This window comes from Saccharibacillus sp. CPCC 101409, assembly GCF_030518235.1.
Taxonomy (GTDB): domain Bacteria; phylum Bacillota; class Bacilli; order Paenibacillales; family Paenibacillaceae; genus Saccharibacillus.
The window spans coordinates 564,926-588,741 of the sequence record NZ_JAULSA010000001.1 but is presented as its reverse complement, the minus strand read 5'-3'; the positions used below and the strand labels follow the sequence as shown (position 1 = coordinate 588,741).

25 protein-coding genes and 6 tRNA genes are annotated in these 23,816 nt (G+C 57.1%); 10 read left to right on the top strand and 21 right to left on the bottom strand.

Features of this window, described 5'->3' with window-relative positions; genetic code table 11:
• Positions 1-31: 31 nt before the first annotated feature.
• From QWJ34_RS02505 to QWJ34_RS02495, 3 genes are all read right to left on the bottom strand, one after another.
• Positions 32-484 (bottom strand): thiol-disulfide oxidoreductase DCC family protein, encoded by a 453-nt coding sequence (locus tag QWJ34_RS02505; protein WP_302725460.1) that lies wholly within the window; start codon positions 482-484, stop codon positions 32-34.
• A gap of 206 nt (positions 485-690) precedes the next feature.
• On the bottom strand, positions 691-963 hold the full coding sequence (locus QWJ34_RS02500; protein WP_302725459.1) for a hypothetical protein: 273 nt from the start codon (positions 961-963) through the stop codon (positions 691-693).
• Positions 964-1,145: 182 nt separating this feature from the next.
• Positions 1,146-1,568, bottom strand: a complete 423-nt coding sequence (locus QWJ34_RS02495) for an organic hydroperoxide resistance protein (protein WP_302725458.1) — start codon at positions 1,566-1,568, stop codon at positions 1,146-1,148.
• A 168-nt stretch (positions 1,569-1,736) separates the two neighbouring features.
• Between QWJ34_RS02495 and QWJ34_RS02490 the strand changes: the two genes are divergently transcribed.
• Positions 1,737-2,219, top strand: coding sequence for a glutathione peroxidase (locus QWJ34_RS02490; RefSeq protein ID WP_302725457.1), 483 nt, complete (start codon positions 1,737-1,739; stop codon positions 2,217-2,219).
• Positions 2,220-2,372: 153 nt separating this feature from the next.
• Here QWJ34_RS02490 and QWJ34_RS02485 read toward each other — a convergent pair.
• Positions 2,373-2,455 (bottom strand) — tRNA-Leu (locus QWJ34_RS02485).
• A gap of 281 nt (positions 2,456-2,736) precedes the next feature.
• On the opposite strand from QWJ34_RS02485, the gene QWJ34_RS02480 reads away from it, so the two are divergent.
• Complete coding sequence (locus tag QWJ34_RS02480; protein ID WP_302725456.1) at positions 2,737-3,387, top strand: urease accessory protein UreF; 651 nt, start codon at positions 2,737-2,739, stop codon at positions 3,385-3,387.
• A 36-nt stretch (positions 3,388-3,423) separates the two neighbouring features.
• Here the strand turns inward: QWJ34_RS02480 and QWJ34_RS02475 are convergent, their stop codons facing one another.
• Entirely contained in the window at positions 3,424-3,849 is a 426-nt protein-coding gene (locus tag QWJ34_RS02475) for a helix-turn-helix domain-containing protein (RefSeq protein ID WP_368046217.1), read from the bottom strand.
• Positions 3,850-4,011: 162 nt separating this feature from the next.
• Here QWJ34_RS02475 and QWJ34_RS02470 point away from each other — a divergent pair, with 162 nt between their 5' ends.
• Both QWJ34_RS02470 and QWJ34_RS02465 read left to right on the top strand, forming a co-directional pair.
• Entirely contained in the window at positions 4,012-4,272 is a 261-nt protein-coding gene (locus tag QWJ34_RS02470) for a hypothetical protein (RefSeq protein WP_483314231.1), read from the top strand.
• A 6-nt stretch (positions 4,273-4,278) separates the two neighbouring features.
• Entirely contained in the window at positions 4,279-4,524 is a 246-nt protein-coding gene (locus tag QWJ34_RS02465) for a hypothetical protein (RefSeq protein ID WP_302725454.1), read from the top strand.
• Positions 4,525-4,545: 21 nt separating this feature from the next.
• Here the strand turns inward: QWJ34_RS02465 and QWJ34_RS02460 are convergent.
• The 7 genes from QWJ34_RS02460 to QWJ34_RS02430 form a co-directional block, all read right to left on the bottom strand.
• Positions 4,546-4,628, bottom strand: a tRNA-Leu gene (locus tag QWJ34_RS02460).
• 67 nt (positions 4,629-4,695) lie between these two features.
• Positions 4,696-4,771 (bottom strand) — tRNA-Lys (locus tag QWJ34_RS02455).
• 5 nt (positions 4,772-4,776) lie between these two features.
• Positions 4,777-4,848 (bottom strand) — tRNA-Glu (locus QWJ34_RS02450).
• 223 nt (positions 4,849-5,071) lie between these two features.
• A tRNA-Ser gene (locus tag QWJ34_RS02445) sits at positions 5,072-5,163 on the bottom strand.
• 8 nt (positions 5,164-5,171) lie between these two features.
• Positions 5,172-5,247, bottom strand: a tRNA-Asn gene (locus QWJ34_RS02440).
• Positions 5,248-5,277: 30 nt separating this feature from the next.
• Positions 5,278-5,520: a hypothetical protein gene (locus tag QWJ34_RS02435; protein ID WP_302725453.1), complete on the bottom strand. Its 243-nt coding sequence runs from the start codon at positions 5,518-5,520 to the stop codon at positions 5,278-5,280.
• 89 nt (positions 5,521-5,609) lie between these two features.
• Positions 5,610-6,086 carry a SprT family protein gene (locus QWJ34_RS02430; RefSeq protein ID WP_302725831.1) on the bottom strand — a complete coding sequence of 159 codons (477 nt, stop codon included), beginning with the start codon at positions 6,084-6,086 and terminating at the stop codon, positions 5,610-5,612.
• A 280-nt stretch (positions 6,087-6,366) separates the two neighbouring features.
• On the opposite strand from QWJ34_RS02430, the gene QWJ34_RS02425 reads away from it, so the two are divergent.
• The 3 genes from QWJ34_RS02425 to QWJ34_RS02415 all read left to right on the top strand — a co-directional run bounded on the left by QWJ34_RS02425 (position 6,367) and on the right by QWJ34_RS02415 (position 10,530).
• Entirely contained in the window at positions 6,367-7,854 is a 1,488-nt protein-coding gene (locus QWJ34_RS02425) for a serine hydrolase domain-containing protein (protein ID WP_302725452.1), read from the top strand.
• A 236-nt stretch (positions 7,855-8,090) separates the two neighbouring features.
• Complete coding sequence (locus QWJ34_RS02420) at positions 8,091-8,450, top strand: BlaI/MecI/CopY family transcriptional regulator (RefSeq protein ID WP_302725451.1); 360 nt, start codon at positions 8,091-8,093, stop codon at positions 8,448-8,450.
• Between the two features lie 10 nt (positions 8,451-8,460).
• Entirely contained in the window at positions 8,461-10,530 is a 2,070-nt protein-coding gene (locus QWJ34_RS02415) for a M56 family metallopeptidase (RefSeq protein WP_302725450.1), read from the top strand.
• Positions 10,531-10,813: 283 nt separating this feature from the next.
• Here the strand turns inward: QWJ34_RS02415 and QWJ34_RS02410 are convergent, their stop codons facing one another.
• The 8 genes from QWJ34_RS02410 to QWJ34_RS02375 form a co-directional block, all read right to left on the bottom strand.
• Positions 10,814-12,976 (bottom strand): Tex family protein, encoded by a 2,163-nt coding sequence (locus QWJ34_RS02410; protein ID WP_302725830.1) that lies wholly within the window; start codon positions 12,974-12,976, stop codon positions 10,814-10,816.
• A gap of 211 nt (positions 12,977-13,187) precedes the next feature.
• Positions 13,188-14,117, bottom strand: coding sequence for a TRM11 family methyltransferase (locus tag QWJ34_RS02405; protein ID WP_368046216.1), 930 nt, complete (start codon positions 14,115-14,117; stop codon positions 13,188-13,190).
• A gap of 211 nt (positions 14,118-14,328) precedes the next feature.
• A complete protein-coding gene (sdaAA, locus tag QWJ34_RS02400; RefSeq protein ID WP_302725448.1) occupies positions 14,329-15,264 on the bottom strand; it encodes an L-serine ammonia-lyase, iron-sulfur-dependent, subunit alpha in 936 nt (311 codons plus the stop codon).
• Positions 15,261-15,950: an L-serine ammonia-lyase, iron-sulfur-dependent subunit beta gene (gene sdaAB, locus QWJ34_RS02395; RefSeq protein WP_302725447.1), complete on the bottom strand. Its 690-nt coding sequence runs from the start codon at positions 15,948-15,950 to the stop codon at positions 15,261-15,263. The genes sdaAA and sdaAB overlap by 4 nt, the downstream gene beginning before the upstream one ends.
• Positions 15,951-16,356: 406 nt before the next feature.
• Positions 16,357-16,707: a type II toxin-antitoxin system PemK/MazF family toxin gene (locus QWJ34_RS02390; RefSeq protein ID WP_018975909.1), complete on the bottom strand. Its 351-nt coding sequence runs from the start codon at positions 16,705-16,707 to the stop codon at positions 16,357-16,359.
• A 3-nt stretch (positions 16,708-16,710) separates the two neighbouring features.
• On the bottom strand, positions 16,711-16,992 hold the full coding sequence (locus tag QWJ34_RS02385; RefSeq protein ID WP_018975910.1) for a CopG family ribbon-helix-helix protein: 282 nt from the start codon (positions 16,990-16,992) through the stop codon (positions 16,711-16,713).
• Between the two features lie 153 nt (positions 16,993-17,145).
• Positions 17,146-18,360, bottom strand: a complete 1,215-nt coding sequence (alr, locus tag QWJ34_RS02380) for an alanine racemase (RefSeq protein WP_302725446.1) — start codon at positions 18,358-18,360, stop codon at positions 17,146-17,148.
• 265 nt (positions 18,361-18,625) lie between these two features.
• On the bottom strand, positions 18,626-19,186 hold the full coding sequence (locus tag QWJ34_RS02375; RefSeq protein WP_302725445.1) for a GbsR/MarR family transcriptional regulator: 561 nt from the start codon (positions 19,184-19,186) through the stop codon (positions 18,626-18,628).
• 337 nt (positions 19,187-19,523) lie between these two features.
• On the opposite strand from QWJ34_RS02375, the gene QWJ34_RS02370 reads away from it, so the two are divergent.
• The 3 genes from QWJ34_RS02370 to QWJ34_RS02360 are packed head-to-tail and all read left to right on the top strand — an operon-like array spanning position 19,524 to position 22,502.
• Positions 19,524-20,744, top strand: a complete 1,221-nt coding sequence (locus tag QWJ34_RS02370) for a quaternary amine ABC transporter ATP-binding protein (RefSeq protein WP_302725444.1) — start codon at positions 19,524-19,526, stop codon at positions 20,742-20,744.
• Positions 20,719-21,585 (top strand): ABC transporter permease, encoded by an 867-nt coding sequence (locus QWJ34_RS02365; protein ID WP_302725443.1) that lies wholly within the window; start codon positions 20,719-20,721, stop codon positions 21,583-21,585. The genes QWJ34_RS02370 and QWJ34_RS02365 overlap by 26 nt, the downstream gene beginning before the upstream one ends.
• Positions 21,585-22,502, top strand: a complete 918-nt coding sequence (locus QWJ34_RS02360) for a glycine betaine ABC transporter substrate-binding protein (RefSeq protein WP_302725442.1) — start codon at positions 21,585-21,587, stop codon at positions 22,500-22,502. Before QWJ34_RS02365 ends, QWJ34_RS02360 begins: the two co-directional genes overlap by 1 nt.
• Before the next feature lie 543 nt (positions 22,503-23,045).
• Here QWJ34_RS02360 and QWJ34_RS02355 read toward each other — a convergent pair.
• A complete protein-coding gene (locus QWJ34_RS02355; protein WP_302725441.1) occupies positions 23,046-23,687 on the bottom strand; it encodes an NAD(P)-dependent oxidoreductase in 642 nt (213 codons plus the stop codon).
• Between the last annotated feature and the right edge of the window lie 129 nt (positions 23,688-23,816).

Genomic DNA, 23,816 nt, shown 5'->3' with positions numbered 1-23,816 from the left:
ATTTTTTCCCTCGCGGTCAAAAGCTTTCTCTTCAAGCCCGCCCCGCGTCCAAAAACCGCTTCCGTACACCGGGCGGCGGGATCGGGCAGGTATCGTCTTTGCCGAACCAGCGGTAGCGGTTGCGCGCGATATAGCGATACACCGCGTCGCGCAGCGGCCGGGGCACCAGAATCAGCGCGTACAGCAGCGGCCACGGGAAGCGCAGTCTGCGCGCGATGCGCAGGGCGGCGGTCGAACGGACGTATTTGCGGCCGTTCTCGATCAGCACCAGCGTATTGGGCTCGCCGGACGCTTCGAAGCCTGTTCCGCCCGCAAGTTCCGTTCCCGGTTCCGACTGGAGCGAAGCGAACCGGAACACGCCTTTGGGGTCCCTTTTTACGATAAAGCGCACGGCTCCCTGGCAGAAATGGCAAACGCCGTCGATCAGCACAATCGGTTCCCGCAGCCGATCTTCGGCTCGAACAATCGATTCCGACGTACTCATTGCATCTCCTCCCGGCTTCGGTGTAATCCGGCTTCACGCCATGAAATTTGCGCGGAAGCGTTATCCTACCTTTAACCTCCGCAGCGGCTCCGAACCGTTTAAATACTAAAAAAAGGACGTACGGGAATATTCCCGTACGTCCGTTCTCCGGCGTCTTCCTTATTCCCAAACCGTATGGGACGCCGCGCAAAATTCGAAAGCGGTTCTCAGCCGAGAAGCGGTTCGATTCTGCCGTCCAGCAGTTGAGCGTTAAGCTCGCCTTTGAACTTGTCGAAGCAGTTGCAGATATAGTCTTTGCGGCAGATCGGGCACGGCGTCTTGAGCAGACGGCTGACGTTGGTCAGTTTCCACTCCGGATACCGGTTATAGAAAACGCGGCACTGCGTGCCGTCTTCGAGGTGCACGACGAATTCGTAAAGTCCGTCTTTGTCGTTGCTTCCGGCCTTGTCTACCTTCACGACGTTCGGTCTGTAAGCCATATTAGTATCACCCGTTATTCTTAGTTTGGCCCCGGAACAAACGTATCGCCCGGGTCACGTGCTTATATAGCTTAATGAATTTGAACGGTCGTGTCAACCGCTTGCGGGACGCGGCCCGGGCAAAAAAGCCGGGCACCTTTCCCTTAAAGAGAAAGAGGCCCGGCCGCTTAAAAGCTTTCGGTTTAGATCACGCTGAGTTCGACGTCGATATTGCCGCGCGTCGCTTTGGAATACGGGCAGAATTCATGCGCTTTTTCCGCCAGTTCTTTGGCTTTCTCGGGATCGAGTCCGGGAATGCGCACTTCCAGCTTGGCCGCCAGTTGGAAACCGCCGTCCGCCGGATCTTTGCCGATCTTGATATGACAGGTCACTTCGATGTCGGGAACGTCGATACCTTCTTTACCGGCGATATTCGCCAGAGCGCTTTCGAAGCAGGCGCTGTAGCCGGCCGCGAACAGTTCCTCCGGATTCGTGCCCGTGCCGCCGTCGCCGTCAAGTTCTTTGGGCACCGACAGCTGCAGATTCAGGGCGCCGTCCGCCGACTCGACTACGCCGCTTCTTCCGCCTCTGCGCGCTGTTGCTTTTGCCGTATATAAAGCATCCATGTTACCGTCACTCCTTCTGTCGAAATTGGAATTGCTGCTTAACCTTATATCCTCTTATCTATAAAGCAATTGCCCCCCAATGAAACGCCGACACACAATTGCAAAACTCAATTAAATTGTTTACAATCTAAAAGAAGGTATACTATTTCCCATCGAGGAGGAGTTCTTATGTCCGTTTACGAATACCAGGCCCGCACGTCCAAAGGCGAAGAAATCGATCTGTCGGCCTATCGAGGCAAAACGCTGCTGATCGTCAACACGGCCAGCAAATGCGGTTTTACGCCCCAGTTCGAAGGTTTGCAGAAGCTGTACGACAAATATCACGACCGCGGCCTGGAGATTCTCGGCTTTCCGAGCAACCAGTTCGCCGAACAGGACCCGGGCAGCAACGACGAGATCCTGGAATTCTGCCAGCTGAATTACGGCGTCAACTTCCCGATGTTCGAGAAAACCGATGTCAAAGGCGAAAAAGCGCATCCCCTGTTCCGTTATCTGAGCGAAGAAGCGCCGGGCCTGATGGGCTCGAAATCGGTCAAATGGAATTTCACGAAGTTCCTGATCGACAAAGAAGGCCGTCCGGTCAAGCGCTTTGCTCCGCAAACGTCGCCGGATCAGCTGGAGAAAGATATCGAGAAACTGCTCGGCGAGTAAAAGATTGCCGACGGTTTGTCCCGCCCGCGTTTTGGTTCAAACGAGATCTTTCGCCGCTGCGAAGGATCTTTTTTTATCCGCCCGCCGCGAACTTCCTCGCACGACAAAAAAAGCACAACATCCCGAAACCGGAACGTTGGGCTTTTCGAATTATGCGGTAGAGAGGACTCGAACCTCCACGGGTATACACCCACTACCCCCTCAAGATAGCGTGTCTGCCATTCCACCACTACCGCATGTCAAGGGATGAATCAACTTCTATAAGATATCATTTCCGAAGCATGCAGTCAATCTTTTTTTGCGAAAAGAAAACTCAAACCCGTCTTATCGCAGTTTTGTGTTATTTTAATTATCATATAGAGTTATATTTAGTAACGCAAAAGAAAAATTTTCGTTTATTTCTTCGCTTTTCGCTTGACCGAGCCGATAAATGGTGTAAATATAAACAACATAAATAAATCGAAAACAATTTTTCTCTACATTCATATAGCCAAAAAATCAAAGGAGGAATCCGTTCATGCACAGCGGACACAAGCTTCTCAGCTACATGACTTTGCTTGAACCGTCTTCTCCGTCGCCGGTCGGCTGCCTCAAAGAAGATCTTCGCGGCAACCGGCTGAACTGCAGCGAAGCTTTCGAAGAAGTGATGCGCGCCTACGTTCACCCAAGGCTGGCGCATATCGAAGGACGGGCGATCGAAGACATCTATGCCGCCCTGGCGCGAAACGATCACGAAACGGTATTTCGCATCGACCGCGGTCTGCGCACCCGAACCTGCCCGAACGAGATCGATACGGAACTTCGACGGGCCGGCCGCAAACTGCTGAAGCTGTCGAAATCGCTGTATCCGTGGATTGATTTCTCCCCGCTTGCGCAGGCGCTCCAGACCGACCGGGCTTTTGTTTGCCCCGCTTCGGGCTACGCCTGGATCAACTTCCATCTGGAGATCGATCGGGACGAAGCGGCGCTGGCATTCCTGTATCATCATACGACCGTCTGCGTCGATTATTCCGCGAACCTGCTCGGTCTGGACGACGTAAGCCGAAAAAAGCTGCTGATGCGCATGATCGACGATGTGTCCGAACGCTGGTCCCGCACCCGCACCGCCGAAGCTGCCGCCGATTTCGTCTCCGAATCCTACGACTCGCCGATCCAAAAAACGCTTTGAGACCCCGGGGGCTTCAAAGCGTTTTTTCGTTCCGTTTTATGTATCCGCGCGCCCGTTCCGGGATTCGTTCGACGCGCCGCCGCTCCGGTCCCGACGACCGCGGTCCGAGTCCTGTTTGCGCCGATAATCGATAAATTCCATATATTCGCGCAAAAACGTTTGTTCTTTTTCGCTGAGTTCCGGCTTCTGGCAATCGGATTGCCCCGCAGCTTCAAAAAAATAACGGCTTTCCGCCTCTTTCACTTCTTCGGGTCTCCATTCTTTCCCCGTCATCAGCCAATCCAGACTCACCGAGAAAAAAGCGGCGATTTCGATCAGCTTATGCGTGCTGGGCGTGGACTTGCCTCTGCGCCAGTCTCCCAGATTCCCGGCGCTGATGTTCAATTTTTCGCCGAATGCTTTCTTCGTCATGCCGCTTTGCTTAATCAGCTGTTCAATCCGTTCATAGATCGTCGACTGCAAAATGATACCCTCCTCGAAACCTTTCTGCTCAAAAATTACGTAATTACGCAATAATCATTGAATAACCACGTATTTACGTATATAATTGGTTTTATGGTAAATCATCCCTCGTCCGTCTCTAATCGATTATAATTCATCCTTTTGCGCATGAACAGGAGGAGCATGAAGTTGCAGAGAAAAAAACCGATCACCCCGTTCGGGTGGGAAATCAAACGGCGCCTGGCCGAGCTTGAAATGGATCAGAAAACATTTTGCGAGCTCTACGATATTCCGCCTTCCCGTCTGTCCAACCTGATTAACGGAACCCGCAAAGCGTCCAAACACCGCAGACAGGTCTCCCAACTGCTGGGCCTGTCCGAATTCGAAGCCGCCGGCTCCGCCGAAGAAAAGAAGCCGCTCGAAATATCCGGAACAAGGAGGTGAATCCCGATGTCCAAGCCGATCCCCGATCGAACAAACCCGCTGTGCGGCTGCGCCGTTTGCGGACGGGTCCGCGTCAAAGGCGGCGGCTGGAGCGCTCCGGCCGGCAAGCAAGAGCTGTCCGTTTCGACGCACGACATCTGTCCCGAATGCATGCGCCGTCTGTATCCGCAGTTCGCGCATATCGCCGATCGGCTGCAGGCGGAACTGTCCGCCGAAGCGTCGGAACTACAGCAAAAAGCGCAGGCTCCGTAAAGAGTCTGCGCTTGGTTCGTATGCGGTAGAGAGGACTCGAACCTCCACGGGTATACACCCACTACCCCCTCAAGATAGCGTGTCTGCCATTCCACCACTACCGCATAATCAAAATCGTTCGCTGTGCGAACTTGCTCCTTTTATTCGGCTTCCGGTCGGAAACCAATAAAATGGTGAGCCATGAAGGACTCGAACCTTCGACACCCTGATTAAAAGTCAGGTGCTCTACCAACTGAGCTAATGGCTCTCAAATGACCCGTAGGGGATTCGAACCCCTGTTACCTCCGTGAAAGGGAGGTGTCTTAACCCCTTGACCAACGGGCCTTAATCGTAAATCCGGTCTCGAATTTTTCACGCCTCAATCGAGCACAAGTAAGAGTATAGCAAAATCTTCAGACGTTTGGCAAGCACTTTTTTTCGTTTTTTTATTTTTATTTTTCCGTCCGATTTTCGAAAAAAGTCCGCCGATATAAAAAAGAGAGCCTTCTCAGGCTCTCTTCGTCCGGTCAAGTATAGTAGTCCCATATAAGCAACAAAAGTTAAAAAATGGCGGAGAGAGAGGGATTCGAACCCTCGCACCGCTAACGCAGTCTAACCCCTTAGCAGAGGGTCCCCTTATAGCCACTTGGGTATCTCTCCAAAAAAAATGGCTCCCCGAACAGGACTCGAACCTGTGACAACTCGATTAACAGTCGAGTGCTCTACCAACTGAGCTATCAGGGAACATTGGTGAATGTTTCAACAAGATATAATTTAGCATGCCAGGACTTTTTCGTCAACCCTTTTGGTCAAACTTTTCACAAATAAATAAGAACCCTGATCACCTCCAGTGAGATTCGGGTTCTTGTGTTTGATCCGATTCAATTTGTCCTGCCGTGTCTTCGTTTTGCGGGTTCTCATGTCCGCGAATGCGAACGGGCTTCTCGAAACCGCCGCGTCCAGCCTGCCTTCCCTTACCTGTTTGTCGCGCGCTTTGCGCGCCGCCGATTTGGCCATGATCGATGATCCTCCTCTATATCCCGCTCTTCGGCGGGAATTCCGCTTCGGCCGGTAGGCCGAAGTTCTTTTTATTATAGCATACGGCTTCAATCCCCGTTCCCGGCCGCCAGCTCTTCCAGGCGAAGCTTGCCGGCGCAGCGGCCGCAGCGGTAGCGCGAAGCGTCGATCCGGCGTTTGCGCTTGTACTCCATGCCGCACGCGGCGCACGTCAGCTTGTACTTGAACGGCAGCACGCGGCGGTTCTTGTCCGGCAGCGCCTGGCAGTACCGGCTTCCGCCGACCCGGGCCAGCAGACGTTTGAAATCCCCGTCCCGATGCTTGTAGCCCCCGCCCGCGATATGCAGATGGTAATGGCACAGCTCATGTTTGATAATCCCTTCCACTTCTTCGCGCCCGTGCGCCTCCAGCTGATGCGGATTGATCTCGATATGGTGCGTGCGCAGCGCGTAGCGTCCTCCCGTCGTGCGCAGCCTTGTATTGAAAAAAGCTTTGTGCCGAAACGGAATGCCGAAAAACTCCAGCGAAACGTTCTCGATCCAGAGCTGAAGTTCGGCGTCGCTCATCGTTTGTTCGGCATGCATGCCGCGTTCCCTCCGTCCGTCGGTTCGATTGTACAGGTCGGTACGCGAAGATGCGTCTTCCCTGTCGGTTTCTTCTATTGAATTTTAACTTGAGGGTGGGCTACACTGTCAAGGAAAGGTTGCGGCTCCGCGGCCAAACGAGAAATGAAGCTGGAGCAGAAGCTTTCGAAACGTTTCGAATCAGAAGTCGGAGCAAATTGTACGCAAAAAGAAATCCGAACGGCCCTGCGCCGCTCGATTACGCCTGGAGGGATTTATTTTTATGTCCACATCCGTTCTGAACAGAATCCGGCCGGAAGAAGCCGGTATCGATCCCCGCGGCATCCTGGATTTTCTGGACGCCGTCGCCGAAGAGAAATTCGAACTGCACAGCTTTATGCTGCTGCGCCGGGGCGAAGTGGCGGCCGAAGGCTGGTGGGCGCCGCACGCGCCGGAGGACCTGCACGCCATGTATTCGGTCAGCAAAAGTTTCACCTCGACCGCGGTCGGCCTGGCGATCGAAGAAGGACTGCTGACGCTCGAAGACCGGGTGGCGGATCATGCGAAAGATCTGCTGCCGGCCAATCCGCACCCTTCGCTGCTGCGCATGACGGTGCGCGACCTGCTGGTGATGGGCACGGGCCAGCGCGAAGATCCGCTCCAAAAAGCCCGGGTGACGGCCGGCTCCGATTGGGCGCGCACTTTCCTGTCCGCGCCCGTGGAGAACGAGCCCGGCAGCACATTTTCTTACAGCAGCGGCGCAACCTACATGCTGTCGTTTATCCTGCAAACGCTGACCGGACAAAAAGTCGCCGACTATCTGGAGACGCGTTTGTTTGCGCCGCTCGGCATCGAGCGCAAATCGTGGCAGACCAGCCCGCAGGACGTGACCGCGGGCGGCTGGGGCCTGAAACTTTCGACCGAAGACCTCGCCAAATTCGGCCAACTTTATCTCCAGCGCGGTCTCTGGAACGGCGAGCGGCTGATTCCGGAGCACTGGATTCAGCAGGCGACGAGCAAGCAGATCGCGAACGGCGAAGGCGACGATAGCGATTGGACCCGCGGCTACGGCTATCAGTTCTGGGTATGCCGCCACAACGCTTATCGTGCCGACGGCGCTTTCGGCCAGTTCTGTCTGGTCCTGCCCGACCAGGAAGCGGTGATCGTGTTTACGTCCGCGATCTCGCGGACGCAGGAACTGCTGAACGCGGTTTGGACGCATCTGCTGCCGGCGATGCGCAGTGAACCGCTGCCGGTCGGAGATGCCGGCAAAGAAGCGGCCGCGCGGCTGCGCGCGCTGGCCTATGAGCCGGAGCCGGCGGGCGAAGCGCCGGCCGGGGAAGACTGGTCCGGCCGGATTTACCGGCTGGACGAGGTTCTGGACGGCGAGCTTGCGATCCGCGCCGTCCGCCTTACCGCGGGCGAAGACGGCTCCGTCTTCGCGGAGTTCTGGAGCGGCGCGGGCGAAGCGCCGCGGGGCGAAGCCGAGATCGCGCTGCGCTGCGGCGCGGGGCGGTGGCTGCGGACGGATGCTCCCGTCCGCGAGGAAGCGAGCGGGCGGACGCCCGACGCCGGGCCGGTCTACGGCGCGGTATCCCGGCCGGAAGCCGGCACGCTGACGCTTGAGATTCGGGCCGCGGAGGAGCCCGTCGCAAGAAAGATAACGTTCCGCTTCGACGGCGGCAGCGTCGACGCTTTCAACTCCGCCAATCCCGAGCTGGGCCGGGAAGAAACCCGCGTCAAAGGCCGTTCGGAAGTGCAGGAAGCGTAATTTCCGCGGCGAAGCCCGCACTTGCGTTCCGCCAGGGCAGCGCAGCGGTTTTGAAACCGGTCCGCCGGGTTTGCCAAAAAGCTCCGCCCGTTTAAACAAACGGGCGGAGCTTTTTTTATCGATTCCGGCATCGGCTCTCTTCGCCAAACGTATTGACAGTTCTAAACTACCATAGTAGTATGAATTCAATTCGTTATACTACCACAGTCGTAAGGAAAGGAGAATCCGCAGCGCTTATGGACAACAAGCTGTTCGATTCCGAATTGAAAGTCATGGACGTACTCTGGAAACAAGGAGATACGCCGGCCAAAGAAATCGCGGAGCGGCTCAAACGGGAAGTGGGCTGGAACGTCAATACGACCTACACGCTTATCAAGCGCTGCATCGGCAAAGGCGCGATCGAGCGGCGCGAGCCGCGCTTTGTCTGTCATGCCCTGATCGGCAAGGAAGAAGTTCAGGAGAAAGAAACGAACGAGCTGATCGACAAAATGTTCGAAGGCTCGGCCGACAATCTGTTCGCTTCCCTGCTCGGCAGCCGCAAACTTCCGCCCAGCAGCATCGAGAAGCTCAAAAAGCTTGTCGACGACTTGAAGTAAGGACAGCCGGATGAATATGCTGCTGCAAATGAGCTTGTCCGCCGCCGTCCTGATCGCGTTGATCGCGCTGCTGCGCTTTGCGCTCCTGCACAGACTTCCGAAAAAAACGTTCCTGTTCCTCTGGGCCGTCGTCCTGCTGCGGCTGCTGGTTCCGTTCGAAATCCCTTCTCCGGTCAGCTTCTATACCGGGGTGGATATTGTCAAAAGCGCTCTTGCCGAATCGGCCGCAAACCGTTCCGGTTCCGCTGCGGCCGACGCTTCGCCGGATAACGCCGCAGGCTCCGATCAAGCCGCGGGCGGCGGAAGAACCGGCTCCGCCGAAGGTTCGACAGCCGCAAAACCGCCGTTTGACGCTCCGCCCAATGCCGAGCCGGCGCCGCCTCTTGCACCCTCGGCGAACGACGCGGCGCAGAGGCTTCCCATCGCGGCCCGGCTTGCCGAAGCCGCCGGATTCGCCGCTTATCTGCCCGCGCTCCGGCTGGCGGGCACAATCGGATTGGCGGCTTACTTCGCCGCCGTCTATATCCGGCAGCGCCGCAAGTTCGCGGACCGCCTGCCGCTCGAAGGCGAAGCGTCGAAGCTTGCGGCCCGCTGGCTGCGCGAGCATCCGCTGCGCCGCAGCGTGCAAATCCGCCGCAGCGACCGGATCGCCGGACCGCTGACCTACGGCATTTTCCGTCCGGTCGTCCTGCTGCCTTCCGCGATTGCCTGGACGGACGAAGCGCAGCTGCGCCATGTGCTGGCGCACGAATGGGCGCATATCCGCCGTTTCGACGCGCTGCTCAAGCCGCTGATGGTCGCCGCCGCCTGCCTGCACTGGTTCAATCCGTTCGTCTGGCTGATGGTCCGGCTGGCGAATCGCGATCTGGAGTGCGCCTGCGACGAATCGGCCATCCGTCCGCTCGGCCCGGAGCGCCGCGCGGAATACGCCATGACCCTGATCGGCCTGGAAGAGCGAAGAAACGAGCCGTTCCTGTCGTCCAGTCATTTCGGCACCCATCCGATCGAAGAAAGGATCGCCGCCATCATGAAAACGAAAAAGACTTCCCCGTTTGGCGTTTTGTGCGCGCTTCTGCTCGTTGCCTGCACTACCGCCGTATTCGCCACTTCGACCAACGCCGACGCCGAGCGCGCCGCAGCCGGCGGCTCCGTTTCCGATCCTGCAAACAACGCCGCAGCCGAGCTTCCAAACAGCGCGGACATCCCGGCCGACGCCGCTCTCTCCATTTCGTCCGAGCAAAAAAACGAGCTGGCCCGGACGTGGGCCGAAGGCTGGAAAACGCGCGACGGCTCGCTGCGCATCGCGATCATGAGCAGCGATCTGCTGCAAGAATTCCGCTCGTCGCAGCTCAGAGAAAACGGCGATGCCGACAGCACCGCGATCCGCTGGTCCAGTCCGTGGGTGGACGACTACGCCATCCTTCCGGACGGGCAGAACCGCGTAATCAAGTACATCTACAAAGACTCGGCCGAAAAAATCTATATCAGCACAGAACGACTCACCTTTGGACCGGAAAACGGACAGGTCGTGATAACCGGCTGCGAATCCCTGGAAGAATTGCAGATGTTGAAATACCCGGAACCGCTTAACGGTGAAGATATCGTCGAACCCGATCCGGATCTTCCCCAATACGGTGTCCAGATGTCCGATATTCCAGCGGGAGAAATCCTGCTTCCGGCAACGATAACCGTCCCTTCCGATTCAACTTCTCGTTCCCAGCAAAGCGAAAATCGCCATTCATCTTTGGAACAAAGATATCTGTATGCCGACGACATGTGGGGTAATGGTAATGTAATACACGGCATTTATTATTCCTCGACCGAGATTGAATATGTAGTGATGCAAAATCAGCTCAAACAAGACGAGGACGTGCCTTCGATTATTCAGCAGTTTAAACAATCTTACAGCGAACCGGTACACGATACGGTAATCGGCGGTCAGCCGGCGGTATATGTGGACGGAGAATTTAGAAAGGCTGTTCATTTCCCCGTAGGACACAACTCTGTACTGGTAGCTTCATGGGATAGCGACATCGAAAACTTATTGAATATCGCCAACCAAATCGCCGCCCAACAATAACGCCGCAGTCCAACCCGAATATCTATCATCGCCAAAAAAGCCGGCTCTGTCGAAGAGAGCCGGCTTAATGCGTTGAGAAAGTCAGTTTCAAGGCGAAGCGAATAAGCGGAGGGAGAAATTCAGTGAAGGAACGATAGTGATCGCCTTTGAAATCGGGAAGATTCCATTAAAATCTAATCCTTCTTCCCGATTTCAACACGCGACCGGAACGAATTTCTCCCGCAGCTCTTACGCTTCTCCCGCGAACAGGACTTTCCCGACGACCCTTCAAGTCGTCCCTCTTCTACTGAACCGGGCCTCTCATCGTGAGGCCGACGCGTCCCTTCTTCTGGTCCACATTCAGCACCCACACCGTCACCGTATCGCCGACGGCCACCACGTCCATCGGATGCTTGACGAATTTGGTGCTGAGCTGCGAAATATGCACCAGGCCGTCGTTTTTGATACCGATATCGACAAACGCGCCGAAGTCGATTACGTTGCGCACCGTGCCTTGAAGCTCCATGCCCGGCGTCAAATCCTCGATCTTGAGCACGTCCGTGCGGAAGATCGGAGCCGGCAGCTCCTCGCGCGGATCGCGGCCCGGACGCTGCAAGCTTTCGATAATATCGCGCAGCGTCGGCAGCCCGACTTCCAGCTTGTCGGCCAATGCCTGCGCATCCGCCGCTTCCAGCACTTCGGTCATGCGCGCCGAACCCAGCTCGCTTGCTTTCAGACCCAGTTCGGCCAGCAGCCGGTCGACGACTTTGTACGATTCCGGGTGGATCGGCGTCCGGTCAAGCGCATTGGCGCCTTCGATGCGCAGGAAGCCCGCGCACTGCTCCAGCGTTTTCGCGCCGAGACGCGGCACTTTCTTCAGCTCCGCGCGGCTGCCGAACGAACCGTTCTCGTCGCGGTATTTGACGATATTGCGAGCTGTCGTCTGGTTGATGCCCGCCACATACGACAGCAGCGACGGCGAAGCCGTATTCACGTCGACGCCGACATGGTTGACCGCCGATTCGACGACGGCTTTGAGCTGCGCTTCGAGCTGCTTCTGCGATACGTCGTGCTGGTACTGGCCGACCCCGATCGCTTTGGGATCGATCTTGACCAGTTCCGCCAGCGGGTCCTGCACCCGGCGGGCGATCGAAGCGGCGCTGCGCTCGGCGGCGTCCATATCCGGGAACTCGTCCTGAGCGACTTTGGACGCCGAGTATACGCTGGCGCCGGCTTCGTTGACGATCAGGTACGCCAGCTCGCGCGCTTCGTAACCGCCGATCCAATCGGCGACGAACTGCTCCGTTTCGCGCGAAGCGGTACCGTTGCCGATTACGATCAGTTCCAGTTCGTATTTCTCGACCAGCTCGCGGAATTTCTCCGCGGCTTCCCTGGTCTGGCTGCGCGGAGGCGTCGGATAAGTCACGGCGACTTCGAGCAGTTTGCCCGTTTCGTCGATCGCGGCCAGCTTGCAGCCGGTCCGGAACGCCGGGTCGACACCGAGCACTCGTTTGCCGCGCACCGGCGGCTGGAGCAGCAGGCTGCGCAGATTGCCGGCGAAGATGGAGATGGCCTGCGCATCGCCTTTTTCCGTCAGTTCGCTTCGCACCTCGCGCTCGATCGACGGCGCGATCAGGCGCTTGTATGCGTCTTCGATCGAACGTTCCAACAGGGGATGCACCGGCGACGAGCCTTTAATGATGCGCCGCGAAATATAACGCAGAATCGGCGTCGAATCGATTTCGAGCGATACTTTCAAGATATTTTCCCGCTCTCCGCGATTGATCGCGAGAATCCGGTGCGGCGGCATTTTCTTCGCCAATTCGCTGTACTTATAGTACATTTCGTATACCGACTCGGCCGACGCGTCTTTGGCCTCGGTAACGAGCAGCGCATGGTCCAGCGTGTACGTCCGCACCCAGGCGCGAATCTTCGCGTCGTCGGCGAACTGTTCGGATGCGATATCGAGCGCGCCCTGGATCGCTTCGTCCGCGGACGCCACGCCTTTTTCTTCCGAAACGTAGCGAGCCGCTTCCTTGTCGATATCGGCGCGGCCCGGTTGGCCCAGCAGCCACTCGGCGAGCGGTTCCAGCCCTTTCTCCTTGGCGGCGCTGGCGCGCGTTTTGCGCTTCTGGCGGTATGGACGATACAAATCTTCCACCTGCTGAAGCTTGGAAGACTCCAAAATGGAAGCTTTCAATTCTCGGGTCAGCTTGCCTTGTTCGTCGATAATGCGCAGCACTTCCTGCTTGCGCACATGCAGTCCGCGCGCATACTGCACCTTTTCTTCGATATCTCGAAGCTGGTTCTCGTCCAGCTCTCCCGTCATTTCTTTGCGATAGCGCGCGATAAACGGCACCGTGTTGCCTTCGTCGAGCAGCGATACCGCCGCTTTCACCTGCTTGGCCGTCAGGCTCAGCGTTTCCGCCGCGCGGCGAAGCATCGCGTCGCGCTCGGCCGGCGTCATTTCGGACGAGCCGGTTCCGGCCGTCAATTCCACATCCGACACAAAAATCTCCCTCTTTCCTCTGCTGCTTGTGTTTCCTGCGTTCCGCGCTCCTGCGGAAAACGGTGTTTTTATTATGACAGACAATCCGGGACTTCCGCAAACGCAAATAAAAGACGGATGCCGCGAACCGCTCCGCGATCGGTTTCGGTCCGGAGCCAAACGGCGCGAATCACACGCAGAGCAGAATATGCCGGGCAAAGGCGCCTTTGCGCGCGATGCAGGAATCCTGCACCGCAAAGCCCGCCGCCTCGATCTCAGCCCGAATCTCTTGCGTCGCCACGATCACGCAGCGATCCGCCAGACGCCGCGCCGAGCGCAGCATGTCCAGCCGCTCCTCAGCGCTCAGCACCGAACACAGATTGTACGGCAGATCGAGCACCAGCGCGTCGTAGCGCCCTTCCAGCTTCCGCATATCCGCGACCCGCACGCTGCCGGGCAGGCCGAAATGCGCCAGATTTTCCCGCGCTCCGATCGCCGCCAGCGGATTAAGATCGAACCCTTCCATATCGATTCCCATCGACAGAGCTTCGATCAGCACCGTGCCGATGCCGCAGCACGGATCGACGGCCCGCACGCCCTCCGGCCGGGGCACGGCGATATTCGCCACCGCCCTGGCCGTGCGTGTGCCCAGCGCCGTCGAATACTGCCGCGGCTTCTCGTTGTGCCGCAGCCAGACCGGTTCGCTCTCCGCGTACTCGCCGAGCACCCACGCGCCGCCCGCGAACGCGACGCCGTACCGCCGGTCCGGCCGCTTCATCTCCGCCCGGCCGCGAAACCGTCCGCCCACCGCGCGCTCGATCTCGCGCCGCCGGGCGTAGTCGACTTCGCCGTCCGCTTCGATATAGCGGACCTTGAACGTCGCTTCCCCCAGTTCGAAGCGCGAAGCCGCTTCGGCAATCTCTTCCAGGCTTGCGGAGCTCGCCTCGATCTTCAACCGCTCGCGCACGAACGGACTGCGCGAAACGTCGATCTCCCGGCCGCTGAGCGCATACCGGGTCCCCGGCGTGCCGCCGAGCAGCGCGCGAAGCTCCATTTCGCACAGCGGCCGTTCGTCTTCGTGGCAGGCGAAAGCGTATAAGTAAGCCGGATTTTCTTCCATCTCCATCTCTCTCCTTGTCCGGGCCGCGCACAGCAAAAAAAGCCAAGCGTCCGGCCGTTCCCAAGCCGATATCCGCTTCGCCGTGTTCGTCCTGTCTTCGATTCGCCTCGTTGTCCGCCTATCCATGCCGCTTCGCCCGACAAACGTCGGCCGGCTCCGCCGGTTTCGCTTGTCGGGCGCAGCTGCCGCGAAAGACCCGCTTCCGCTTCCGTTATTCGGTTGTACCGGCCGGCTCCGCGGGCAGTTCCGCTTCTTCCGGCTCCAGCGGCTTGCGGCCGCGCATGAGGTTCTCGGTCAGCTTGCGCCCGGTCGGCGTCTGCGCGAGACCGCCCAAGCCGGTCTCCCGGTGTCCGCTCGGCATCGCCGCGCCGACTTCCAGCATGACGCCGACCACTTCGTCGGACGGAATCGCGCTGCACACGCCGGCCAGGCCCATATCGGCCGCCGCCAGCGCATTCACCGCGCCGAGTCCGTTGCGCACGATGCACGGAATCTCGACCAGGCCCGCTACCGGGTCGCAGATCAGACCCAGCGTATTCTTGAGCGCAAGGCCCACCGCGTTCATCGCCTGCTCGGCATTGCCGCCGCGCAGCTCGACCATCGCGCCCGCCGCCATGCCGATCGCCGACCCCACTTCCGCCTGGCAGCCGCCTTCGGCGCCGGAAATAAACGAATTGTTCGCGATCACATAGCCGATCGCTCCGGCCGCAAAGAGCCCGTTCACCATATGCTCGTCGCTCCAGCCGAACCGCTCCTGCGAGCTGACGAACACGCCCGGAATAATGCCGCACGAGCCCGCCGTCGGCGTCGCGATAATCCGCCCCATCGAAGCGTTCACTTCGGAGACGGCCAGCGCGTATGCCATCGCGCGCGACGAAGGATCGCCGGAAGAAGGCGTGCCGTTTTCGACCAGATCCATCACCTTGACCGCGTCTCCGCCGCTGAGACCGCTGCGCGAAACATTCTGCTCGGACAACCCGCGGCGCACCGCTTCTTTCATTTTGCCGTAATAATCGGTCATCTGCGCCACGATCTCTTCGCGCGAAACGCCGGTTTCCGCCGCCTGATCTTCGATCATGACTTCCGCGAGCGGCTTGCCTTCGTTCATGCTGATCGCCGCCAGCTCTTTCAATGTCCGGAATCTCATTGCTGCTTCTCCTCCCCGCCGTTCAGATTAATCACGGTGACTTCCTTGACGTCGTCGACCTTCCGCAGCCGCTCCAGCAGCTCAATGTCCGGCACGGAGTCCAGCTCCATGACCGTCATCGCTTCGCCGCTGCGGCCTTTGCGGTCGACGCCCATATATCCGATATTGGTGCGGCTGTTGCCCAGCACTCCCGTCAGCGAGGCCAACACGCCGGGGCGATCGTCGTGCAGCACCACGATCGTCGGATATTCGCCGCTGCATCTGACGTCGAATCCGTTCATCTCGTGTATCATCACGTTGCCGCCGCCGATCGACGCGCCCAGCACCTGGGCCGTACGGCCGCCTTCCGCCGTCAATTCGAGCTTCGCGGTATTGGGATGCGGCGCAAGGCCCACTCCCTTGACGAAAGCGATCTCGATTCCGCGGCGCTGCGCTTCCTCCAGCGCGTCGGCGACTCTCGCATCGTCGGTCGCGTAGCCGAGCAGCCCTCCGGCCAGCGCCAGATCCGTTCCGTGTCCCCAGTACGTTTCCGCAAACGAACCGTACAGCGCGATTTTGACCCGCACCGGCTCTTCGGCCAGCAGCTGGCGCGCAATCAATCCGATCCGCACAGCTCCCGCCGTATGTGAGCTAGAAGGACCTACCATGGAAGGCCCTATAATGGAAAACACATTCTTAAAACGCATCTGTACGCTCTCCTCGCTTCATTTATAATCATCGTCGGCAGCCGCGGTTTTTTTGTTTTTCGCTTGCCGATCCGGCATTATCAAAGGGTTTGTTCAATACCCGGCTTTTATTTTACACCTCAAACCGGCTTTCGTCGACTGTCGGATCTTTCACTTTTTCACTTTGCTTTCTTTATCGCGAACTTCGCGTCCGCCAAGCGGCGGCTCTTTCGCTTGCGTCAGATTCGCGTTAGATTATAGCCGGCAGGCAGGCAAAACGGACAATCGAAAAAGGAGCAGGTTTCACGCCGAAACACGTTCGCGTAACCTGCTCCTTTTTACCTGTGCCGTTTCAAACGCGGAATCCCGCCTTGCCCTGCTCATTCCGGCGCTCCGGAAAAACAAACGGGCACAGAATTCATGGTAATCAGAAATCGACCAGGCTGAGGCTGATCTGAAGGGATTCGTCGACCCTCTTCATCGTTTCCTCGCCGAGTCTTGTAATCCGATCCGTCAAGCGCTGCTTGTCGATCGTGCGAATCTGTTCGAGCAGAACAACGGAGTCCCGGTCGAACCCGTGCGTCTTCGCATCGATCTCCACATGGGTCGGCAGCTTTGCTTTCTGAATTTGGGCGGTAATCGCCGCGACGATGACCGTAGGGCTGAAGCGATTACCGATATCGTTCTGGATCACCAGAACCGGCCGCACTCCGCCCTGCTCGGACCCCACTACAGGCGATAGGTCCGCGAAAAATACGTCACCGCGTTTTACAAGCAATAGTTACACCCCGCTTACTAAGCGAACCAGAGTGATGTCTGCGTCTTCCTCCGCGTGAAAAGCTTCGCACGCCATCGACAAATTGATGTGGGCCATTTCCATGTAACCCTGCTGCATCGACTCGCGGATATACCGCTTCTTCCGGTCGACCAGATACTGTCTCATAGCCAGCCTGATCAATTCACTGCGATTGGAATTTTCCAAAGCTGCGATACCGTCCACTTCTTGCAGAAGATGATCGGGCAAGCTGATCATCACTCTCTTGGTGCTTTGCAAGTTCGCCACCGTTCGTCCACCCCCATGAGCTTGTACCCGTTCAGCAGTCCGTTTAGAAACAGCTTGAATTCGGGGACTACCGATAAAGTGATATACGCTGCGTATATCACTATGATGTGACTCATTATAGCCCACAATTCCTAATCCGTACAGTCCAATTCTTTACAGTTCCTCAGAAAGTATAGGAAAAGCAGACGAGTTTTCATGCAAAAGGGGGTTTATTTCCGCGATTACCGCATGATTGCGCACATAGATGCGCGGAACGCGATGGGCGAGCATACACACCACTTCGTAGTGAATCGTACCGAGCTTGGCGGCAATTTCGTCCGCCGTGATGACGACGCCGGACTGGCTGCCGAGCAGGACAACCTCTTCGCCTTCTTGGATATCTTCCGCATCAGCGAAAGATTTGAGCGTTACCATACACTGGTCCATGCAGATCGTTCCGGTCACAGGGGCGCGCCGGCCGCGGATCAAGACCTCCGCTTTGCCTCCGAGCATGCGCGAGTAGCCGTCGGCATAGCCGATCGGCAGCGTTGCGATCCGTTCGCCCGCTTCCGCCGTATACAGCGAACCGTAGCTGATGCCCATCGGGCTTTTCAGCGTTTTGACGAAAACGGTTTGCGTTTTGAGCGTCAGCGCCGGCCGAAGCGCAACCGCGCTGCGATTCACCTCGCAGGAAGGATAAAGACCGTAAAGCGCAATCCCGATTCGTACCATGTTGCAGGAAAGTCCCGGCGTGTCGATCGCGGCGGCACTGTTGCCGGTATGTATCAACGGGATGTCGATTCCTTTTTGCGCAAGCGCGTCCTGCGTGCTGCGAAACGCTTCGTACTGTTCCAGTGTATAAGTTTTGTCGGCTTCATCCGCTCTGGCAAAGTGCGTAAACAGCCCTTCGACTTCGATCGTTTCCACCTCGAGCGCCTTCTCCGTAAATGCGGTCGCATCCGCGCCGGCCATCTGTCCGAGCCGCCCCATGCCGCTGTCCGCCTTGATATGGACTTTGAGGCGGGGAATCGACGGACCGCGTTCCAGGCGTTTCGCCGCTTCCAGCACTTCATCGCTGAACAGCGCAACGGTTACGCCGCGGTCGCGCGCGACGCTCAGCCCTTCCGGCGGCGTATAGCCAAGCACCAGAATCGGCAGCGAGATCCCCGCGTCGCGAAGTTCCAGCGCTTCATCCAAAAAAGCGACGCTCAGATAATCGGCGCCCAGGCGCTCCATTTCCCGGCTGACTTCCACCGCTCCGTGTCCGTAAGCGTTCGCTTTGACGCAGGCGAGCAGAAGGGTCGAAGGATCGAGATGCAAACGAAAAGCCTCGTAGTTGGCGCGAATCGCATCCAGGTCCACGACGGCTTGGGTAGGACGATACTGCATAGGCAAAACAGCCACCTCTAAACGTAAATTTGATACATTCAGCGTAAACTCGGGAAGCGGGGCTGTCAACGATGCAGACCGGTCCACGAAGCCGAAGAATTGCATACAAAAAGCATGCCAGAGGCGAAAATCCGCCTACAACCAACCATTACCCGCCCCCGGTTTTTTAGAAGCGGCCCTTTGAAACGTATTTTCACAAATATTCATGCAAAACCGAAAACCGCGCATGCACGGCAGCCGATTCCGGCACGTTCTTCGGCGCTCCCTAAGGTTCCCGGGGCACCAGATCGAAGATCTCCCCGTCTTCCATCGCGTCGATCAAACGATCCAACCATTTATAATAACTTTCCGCCTGGCGGATCTTCTCGCGGTCCGCCCGGAGCACGCCCGCAACAAACCCGCCCGTATCCGGCTGTTCCGCCAGGCGGTCGATTTCCTTCATTGCGCGCCGCAGCGCCTGCAGATTGCTTTCCACGGCCCGTCTCCACTGGGTGGCGAAATAATCCGTAAACGTCTGGTACCAGTCGTATTCGACTTCGTACAGATCTTTGCGGGAGCCTTTTTCCCAAACTTTATTGACCATTTTCAAATCGAGCAGAGTGCGTACGCCGGTGCTCATGCTGGTCTTGCTCATCTGCATCTCGCGGCCCATGTCGTCGAGCGTCATCGGCTTATCGGCAAAAAAAAGCAGCCCGTACAGATGGCCGGTCGACAGCGTCACTCCGTAAAGCTCCATATTGCGCCCTACCACTTCGATCACGCGTTTGCGTATGCGCTGTACGACGTCGTGCTCCTCTTCACTCCACTGGTTCTGGTCCAAGCCCATGCCTGAAACCTCCTTCTATCTATACCGTCCGCGCACAGCGATTCAATTGCCGTATACCGTTCGCTTCGTACAATGTGCGGGATTTGTCATTTTTTATTCTAGGAGAACCCTTATCAATTGTAAAGTTTTCAAATCGGGAGCATTACGGAGAATATTCGAGCTTTTTCGACTTTTACTCTGTACAGTTTTTTCTGTACGTACTTTACATACGGTTTTGAAGGTTGAAAAGAAAATTTCAGTTTGTTACAATTTAGGACGTTGGGTTCACAAAGCTTGGTTGGTTACGGGAACTAAGATTTCTTTTTTTCTTTTTAAATACACAGAAGGGGTGAACGAAATGCCGATACTCAGCATTCGCAACGTAAGCAAATTGTTCGGACCTAACGCTTCTCAGGGCGTCAAATTACTGAGCCAGGGCTATAACAAGGAAAAGCTCGCCAAGGAGAAACAAATCACCGTCGGTGTCAACCAGGTGAATATGGACATCGAGCAGGGCGAAATCTTCGTCATCATGGGATTGTCCGGCAGCGGCAAATCCACGCTCGTCCGCATGTTCAACCGGTTGATCGAACCGACAGCGGGACAAATTCTCGTACACGATAAAGATTTGATGAAAATGAACGCCGAACAGCTGCGCGAAGTGCGCCGTAAAACGATCAGCATGGTGTTCCAGAAATTCGCGCTGTTCCCGCACCGCACCGTGATGGACAACGTTGAATACGGGCTTGAAGTGCAAAAGGTCGACAAGTCGAAGCGCCGCGAGAAAGCCAAGCAGTCGCTCGAACTGGTCGGACTCAAAGGCTGGGAAAACAAAATGCCGGACGAACTCAGCGGCGGCATGCAGCAGCGCGTAGGACTCGCCCGGGCGCTCGCCAACGATCCGGAAGTACTGCTGATGGACGAAGCGTTCAGCGCGCTCGATCCGCTTATCCGCCGGGATATGCAGGACGAACTGCTCGATCTGCAGGAGAAAATGAAAAAAACTATCATCTTTATTACGCACGATCTGGACGAAGCGCTCCGTATCGGAGACCGTATTGCGCTGATGCGCGACGGCGAAGTCGTTCAGATCGGCACGCCGGAAGAAATCCTGATCCAGCCGGCCAATGGTTACGTACAGCGCTTCGTCGAAGACGTCGATCTGTCGAAAGTACTGACCGCTTCGCACGTCATGCGCCGTCCGGAAACGATCACGTCGGACCGCGGCCCACGCGTCGCGCTGGAGCTGATGCGCGAACGCGGCGTATCCAATCTGTTCGTCATCGACCGCGGCAAACGACTGCTCGGCGCCATCACCGCCGAAGACGCTTCGCGCGCAGCCAAAGAAAAACTTTCCATTGAAAGTATCTTGATTCCCGAATGTCCGACCTGTCCGCCCGACCGGCTGATCGGAGACATGTTCGAGCAGAGCAGCACCTCGCCTCTCCCGATCTCGGTGGTCGACGAAACCAACCGCCTGCTGGGCGTTGTGGTCAGAGGAAGTCTGCTCGGCGCCATGGCCGGCGAAGTGGAAAACGGAGGAGGACACACAAATGCAAACGAACTTCATATCGGCTGATCTGCCCAAGCTTCCGATTGCGGACTGGGTGGATACGGCGGTCGACTGGATGAGCACCAATCTGGAAGGGCTGTTCAACGGCATCGCGATCGCGATCGAAAAAGTCGTCGACGGATTCACCGCCGTGTTCACGGCTCCCCATCCGATTCTGTTCATCGTGATCCTGGCCGTGATCGCTTATCTGGCCGGCAAATGGAAACTGTCCCTGTTCACGGTGCTCGGCTTCCTGCTGATCTGGGATCTGGGCTATTGGGAAGCGACGATGAGCACGCTCGCTCTCGTTCTGACCTCCGGCTTGATCTCGATTCTGATCGGGATTCCGATCGGGATTCTGTGCGCGAAAAGCCGCGGCGCGTCGAACGTTATCACGCCACTGCTGGACTTTATGCAGACGATGCCGGCGTTCGTGTACCTGCTGCCGGCCGTTACGTTCTTCAGCCTCGGCGTTGTGCCGGGCGTGATCGCTTCGATCATCTTCGCGATTCCGCCGACGATTCGCCTCACCAATCTGGGCATCAAACAAGTTTCCGGCGAACTGGTCGAAGCGGCCGACGCTTTCGGCTCGACCGGAGCCCAGAAATTGTTCAAAGTCCAGCTGCCGCTGGCGATGCCGACGATTCTCGCCGGGATCAACCAGACCATCATGCTGTCGCTGTCGATGGTCGTTATCGCTTCGATGATCGGCGCGCAGGGTATCGGCGTCGAAGTATACCGCGCCGTTACGCAGCTGCATATCGGTCAGGGCTTCGAAGCCGGACTCGCCGTCGTCGTACTCGCCATCGTTCTGGACAGACTGTCGCAAAATATTTTTAAACCGTCTCAAAAAAGGAGAAATGCATAATGAAAAAGTTTAACTTCGGACCGAAAAAATGGCTGGGCATGACCGGACTCGCCGCCGTACTCGCACTGGGCGCCTGTTCCTCGGGCGGCGGCGCGACCAGCGGCGCCGCAGGCTCCGACGCTTCGCTCGGCGATCAGGTCAAACACAAGATTATCGGCATCGATCCCGGCGCCGGCATCATGACCGCGACGCAGAAAGCGATCGACGATTACGGCCTCGACGATTGGACGCTGGTCGAAGGATCGAGCGCCGCAATGAACGCCGCGCTCGACAAAGCGATCAAGAAAGAAGATCCGATTATCGTGACCGGCTGGACGCCGCACTGGATGTTCAGCAAATACGATCTGAAATACCTGGAAGATCCGAAGAAATCTTACGGCGAAGCCGAAGAAATTCACACGATTGCCCGTCAGGGATTGAAAGAAGATCACCCGGAAGCTTACCAATTCCTCAGCAATTTCCAATGGACGGAAGACGAAATGGGCGAAATCATGATCGCGATTCAAGACGGCACCGCGCCCGAACAAGCCGCGGCCGACTTCGCGGAAGCCCATCCGGAACGCGTGGCCGAATGGACCGACGGCATTAAGCCGGTCAGCGGCGACACGATCACGCTGGCTTATGTAGCTTGGGATTCCGAGATCGCCAGCTTCAGCCTGGTGCAGAACGTCATGCAGGAGAAGCTCGGCTTTAAAGTCAACGGCATGCAGGTGGAAGCCGGCCCGATGTGGCTGGGCGTAGCGCAAAGCGACGCCGACGCTTCGCTCGCCGCGTGGCTGCCGCTGACCCACGCCGACTACTGGGCGAAGTACCAGGACAAAGTCGAAGACCTCGGCGCCAACATGACCGGCGTGAAGACGGGTCTGGTCGTACCGTCGTACGTCGAAGCGACGTCGATTGAAGACCTGACGAAGTAAAGCACGAAAAGTAAATTCGAACCGCCGGCAGACTGCCGGCGGTTTTTTTGATTTCGCCGCCTCTCACCCCTCGTTTGCTTCTATTCATCCGGCGCTACCTTCCCTGCCCTGTATTCGGAAAAACGGCAATATCGAAGTCGATCCCTCCGGAATCGCCCCGGCCTCCAGCCTTTCCTCTCCCCCAACCACCGAGCAGTACGCCCGCCTCCACCAAAGCGTGCTGAACCGCTATACCAACCCCAACTAAAAAAGAGCGATCCCGGGGAGGGATCGCTCAATGTGTTGAGAAATTCTGGTCTAACCAAAAGTCTATTAGCGGAGGAAGAAATTCAGTGAAGTCAAGACTTTCGTAGAAAGTCACTTCGGAAGAATATGCTTGACAGTGTTCGCCTTTGAAATCGGGAAGATTCTACTTGAAATCTAATCCTTCTTCCCGATTTCAACAAGCGACCGCAACGAATTTCTTCCGCAGCGTTTGAGCTTATTCTACGAACAGGATCTTCTCAAAACCTGAGTGATTCCGTTTAGAGATCGCTCTCTTCCTTACTCCTTCTCGCCCACCACGCTAAACCGCTCGTTCACATGCTCGCTTTTCTCGATCTCATCCACAATCGCGATCGCATAATCTTCATAGCTGATATAGCTGTCGCCCGCCGCGTTCACCGTCAGCACATCGCCGGCTGCGCGGTAAGCGCCGGTGCGTTTGCCTTCCGCATCGAAGAATGCCGCGGGGCTGAGGAACGTCCATTTGATTCCGCTCGACGCTTCGAGATCTTTCAGGTTCTGTCCCTGGCTGGAAGCCGTCGGCTTGTACAGATCCGGGAAATCCGGCGTTTCGATCAGGCGCGTCGTTTGGGCTTCGTCCACAAACAGGCTGCCCGCTCCGCCGACCACGATCAAACGGGTATCCGGCGCGCTTTGGAACGCTTCGATCAGCTTGCGCCCCGCTTCGATATGGCCGTCTTCCCGGCCCGGAGGCATGCTGATCGCATTGACCACCGCATCGTAGCCTTTTACATCTTCGCCCGTCAGTTCGAATACGTCTTTCTGTACCGCTTGCACGCCTTCTTCCCCGAATTTGGACGGATCGCGCACCAGCGCCGTGACCTGATGGCCGCGTTCCTTTGCTTCTTTGACGATCAGGCTGCCCGCTTTGCCGGCTGCGCCGATAACTGCAATTTTCATAATCATAACCTCCATTGATATCGAAATGATAATAGCGATTCATTTGTAACTATTATAGTTACATTACGATTCGAATGTCAACTCCCTTTTCATACGTTTATTAAAAAGACGACCCGCCGCATTCAAAAT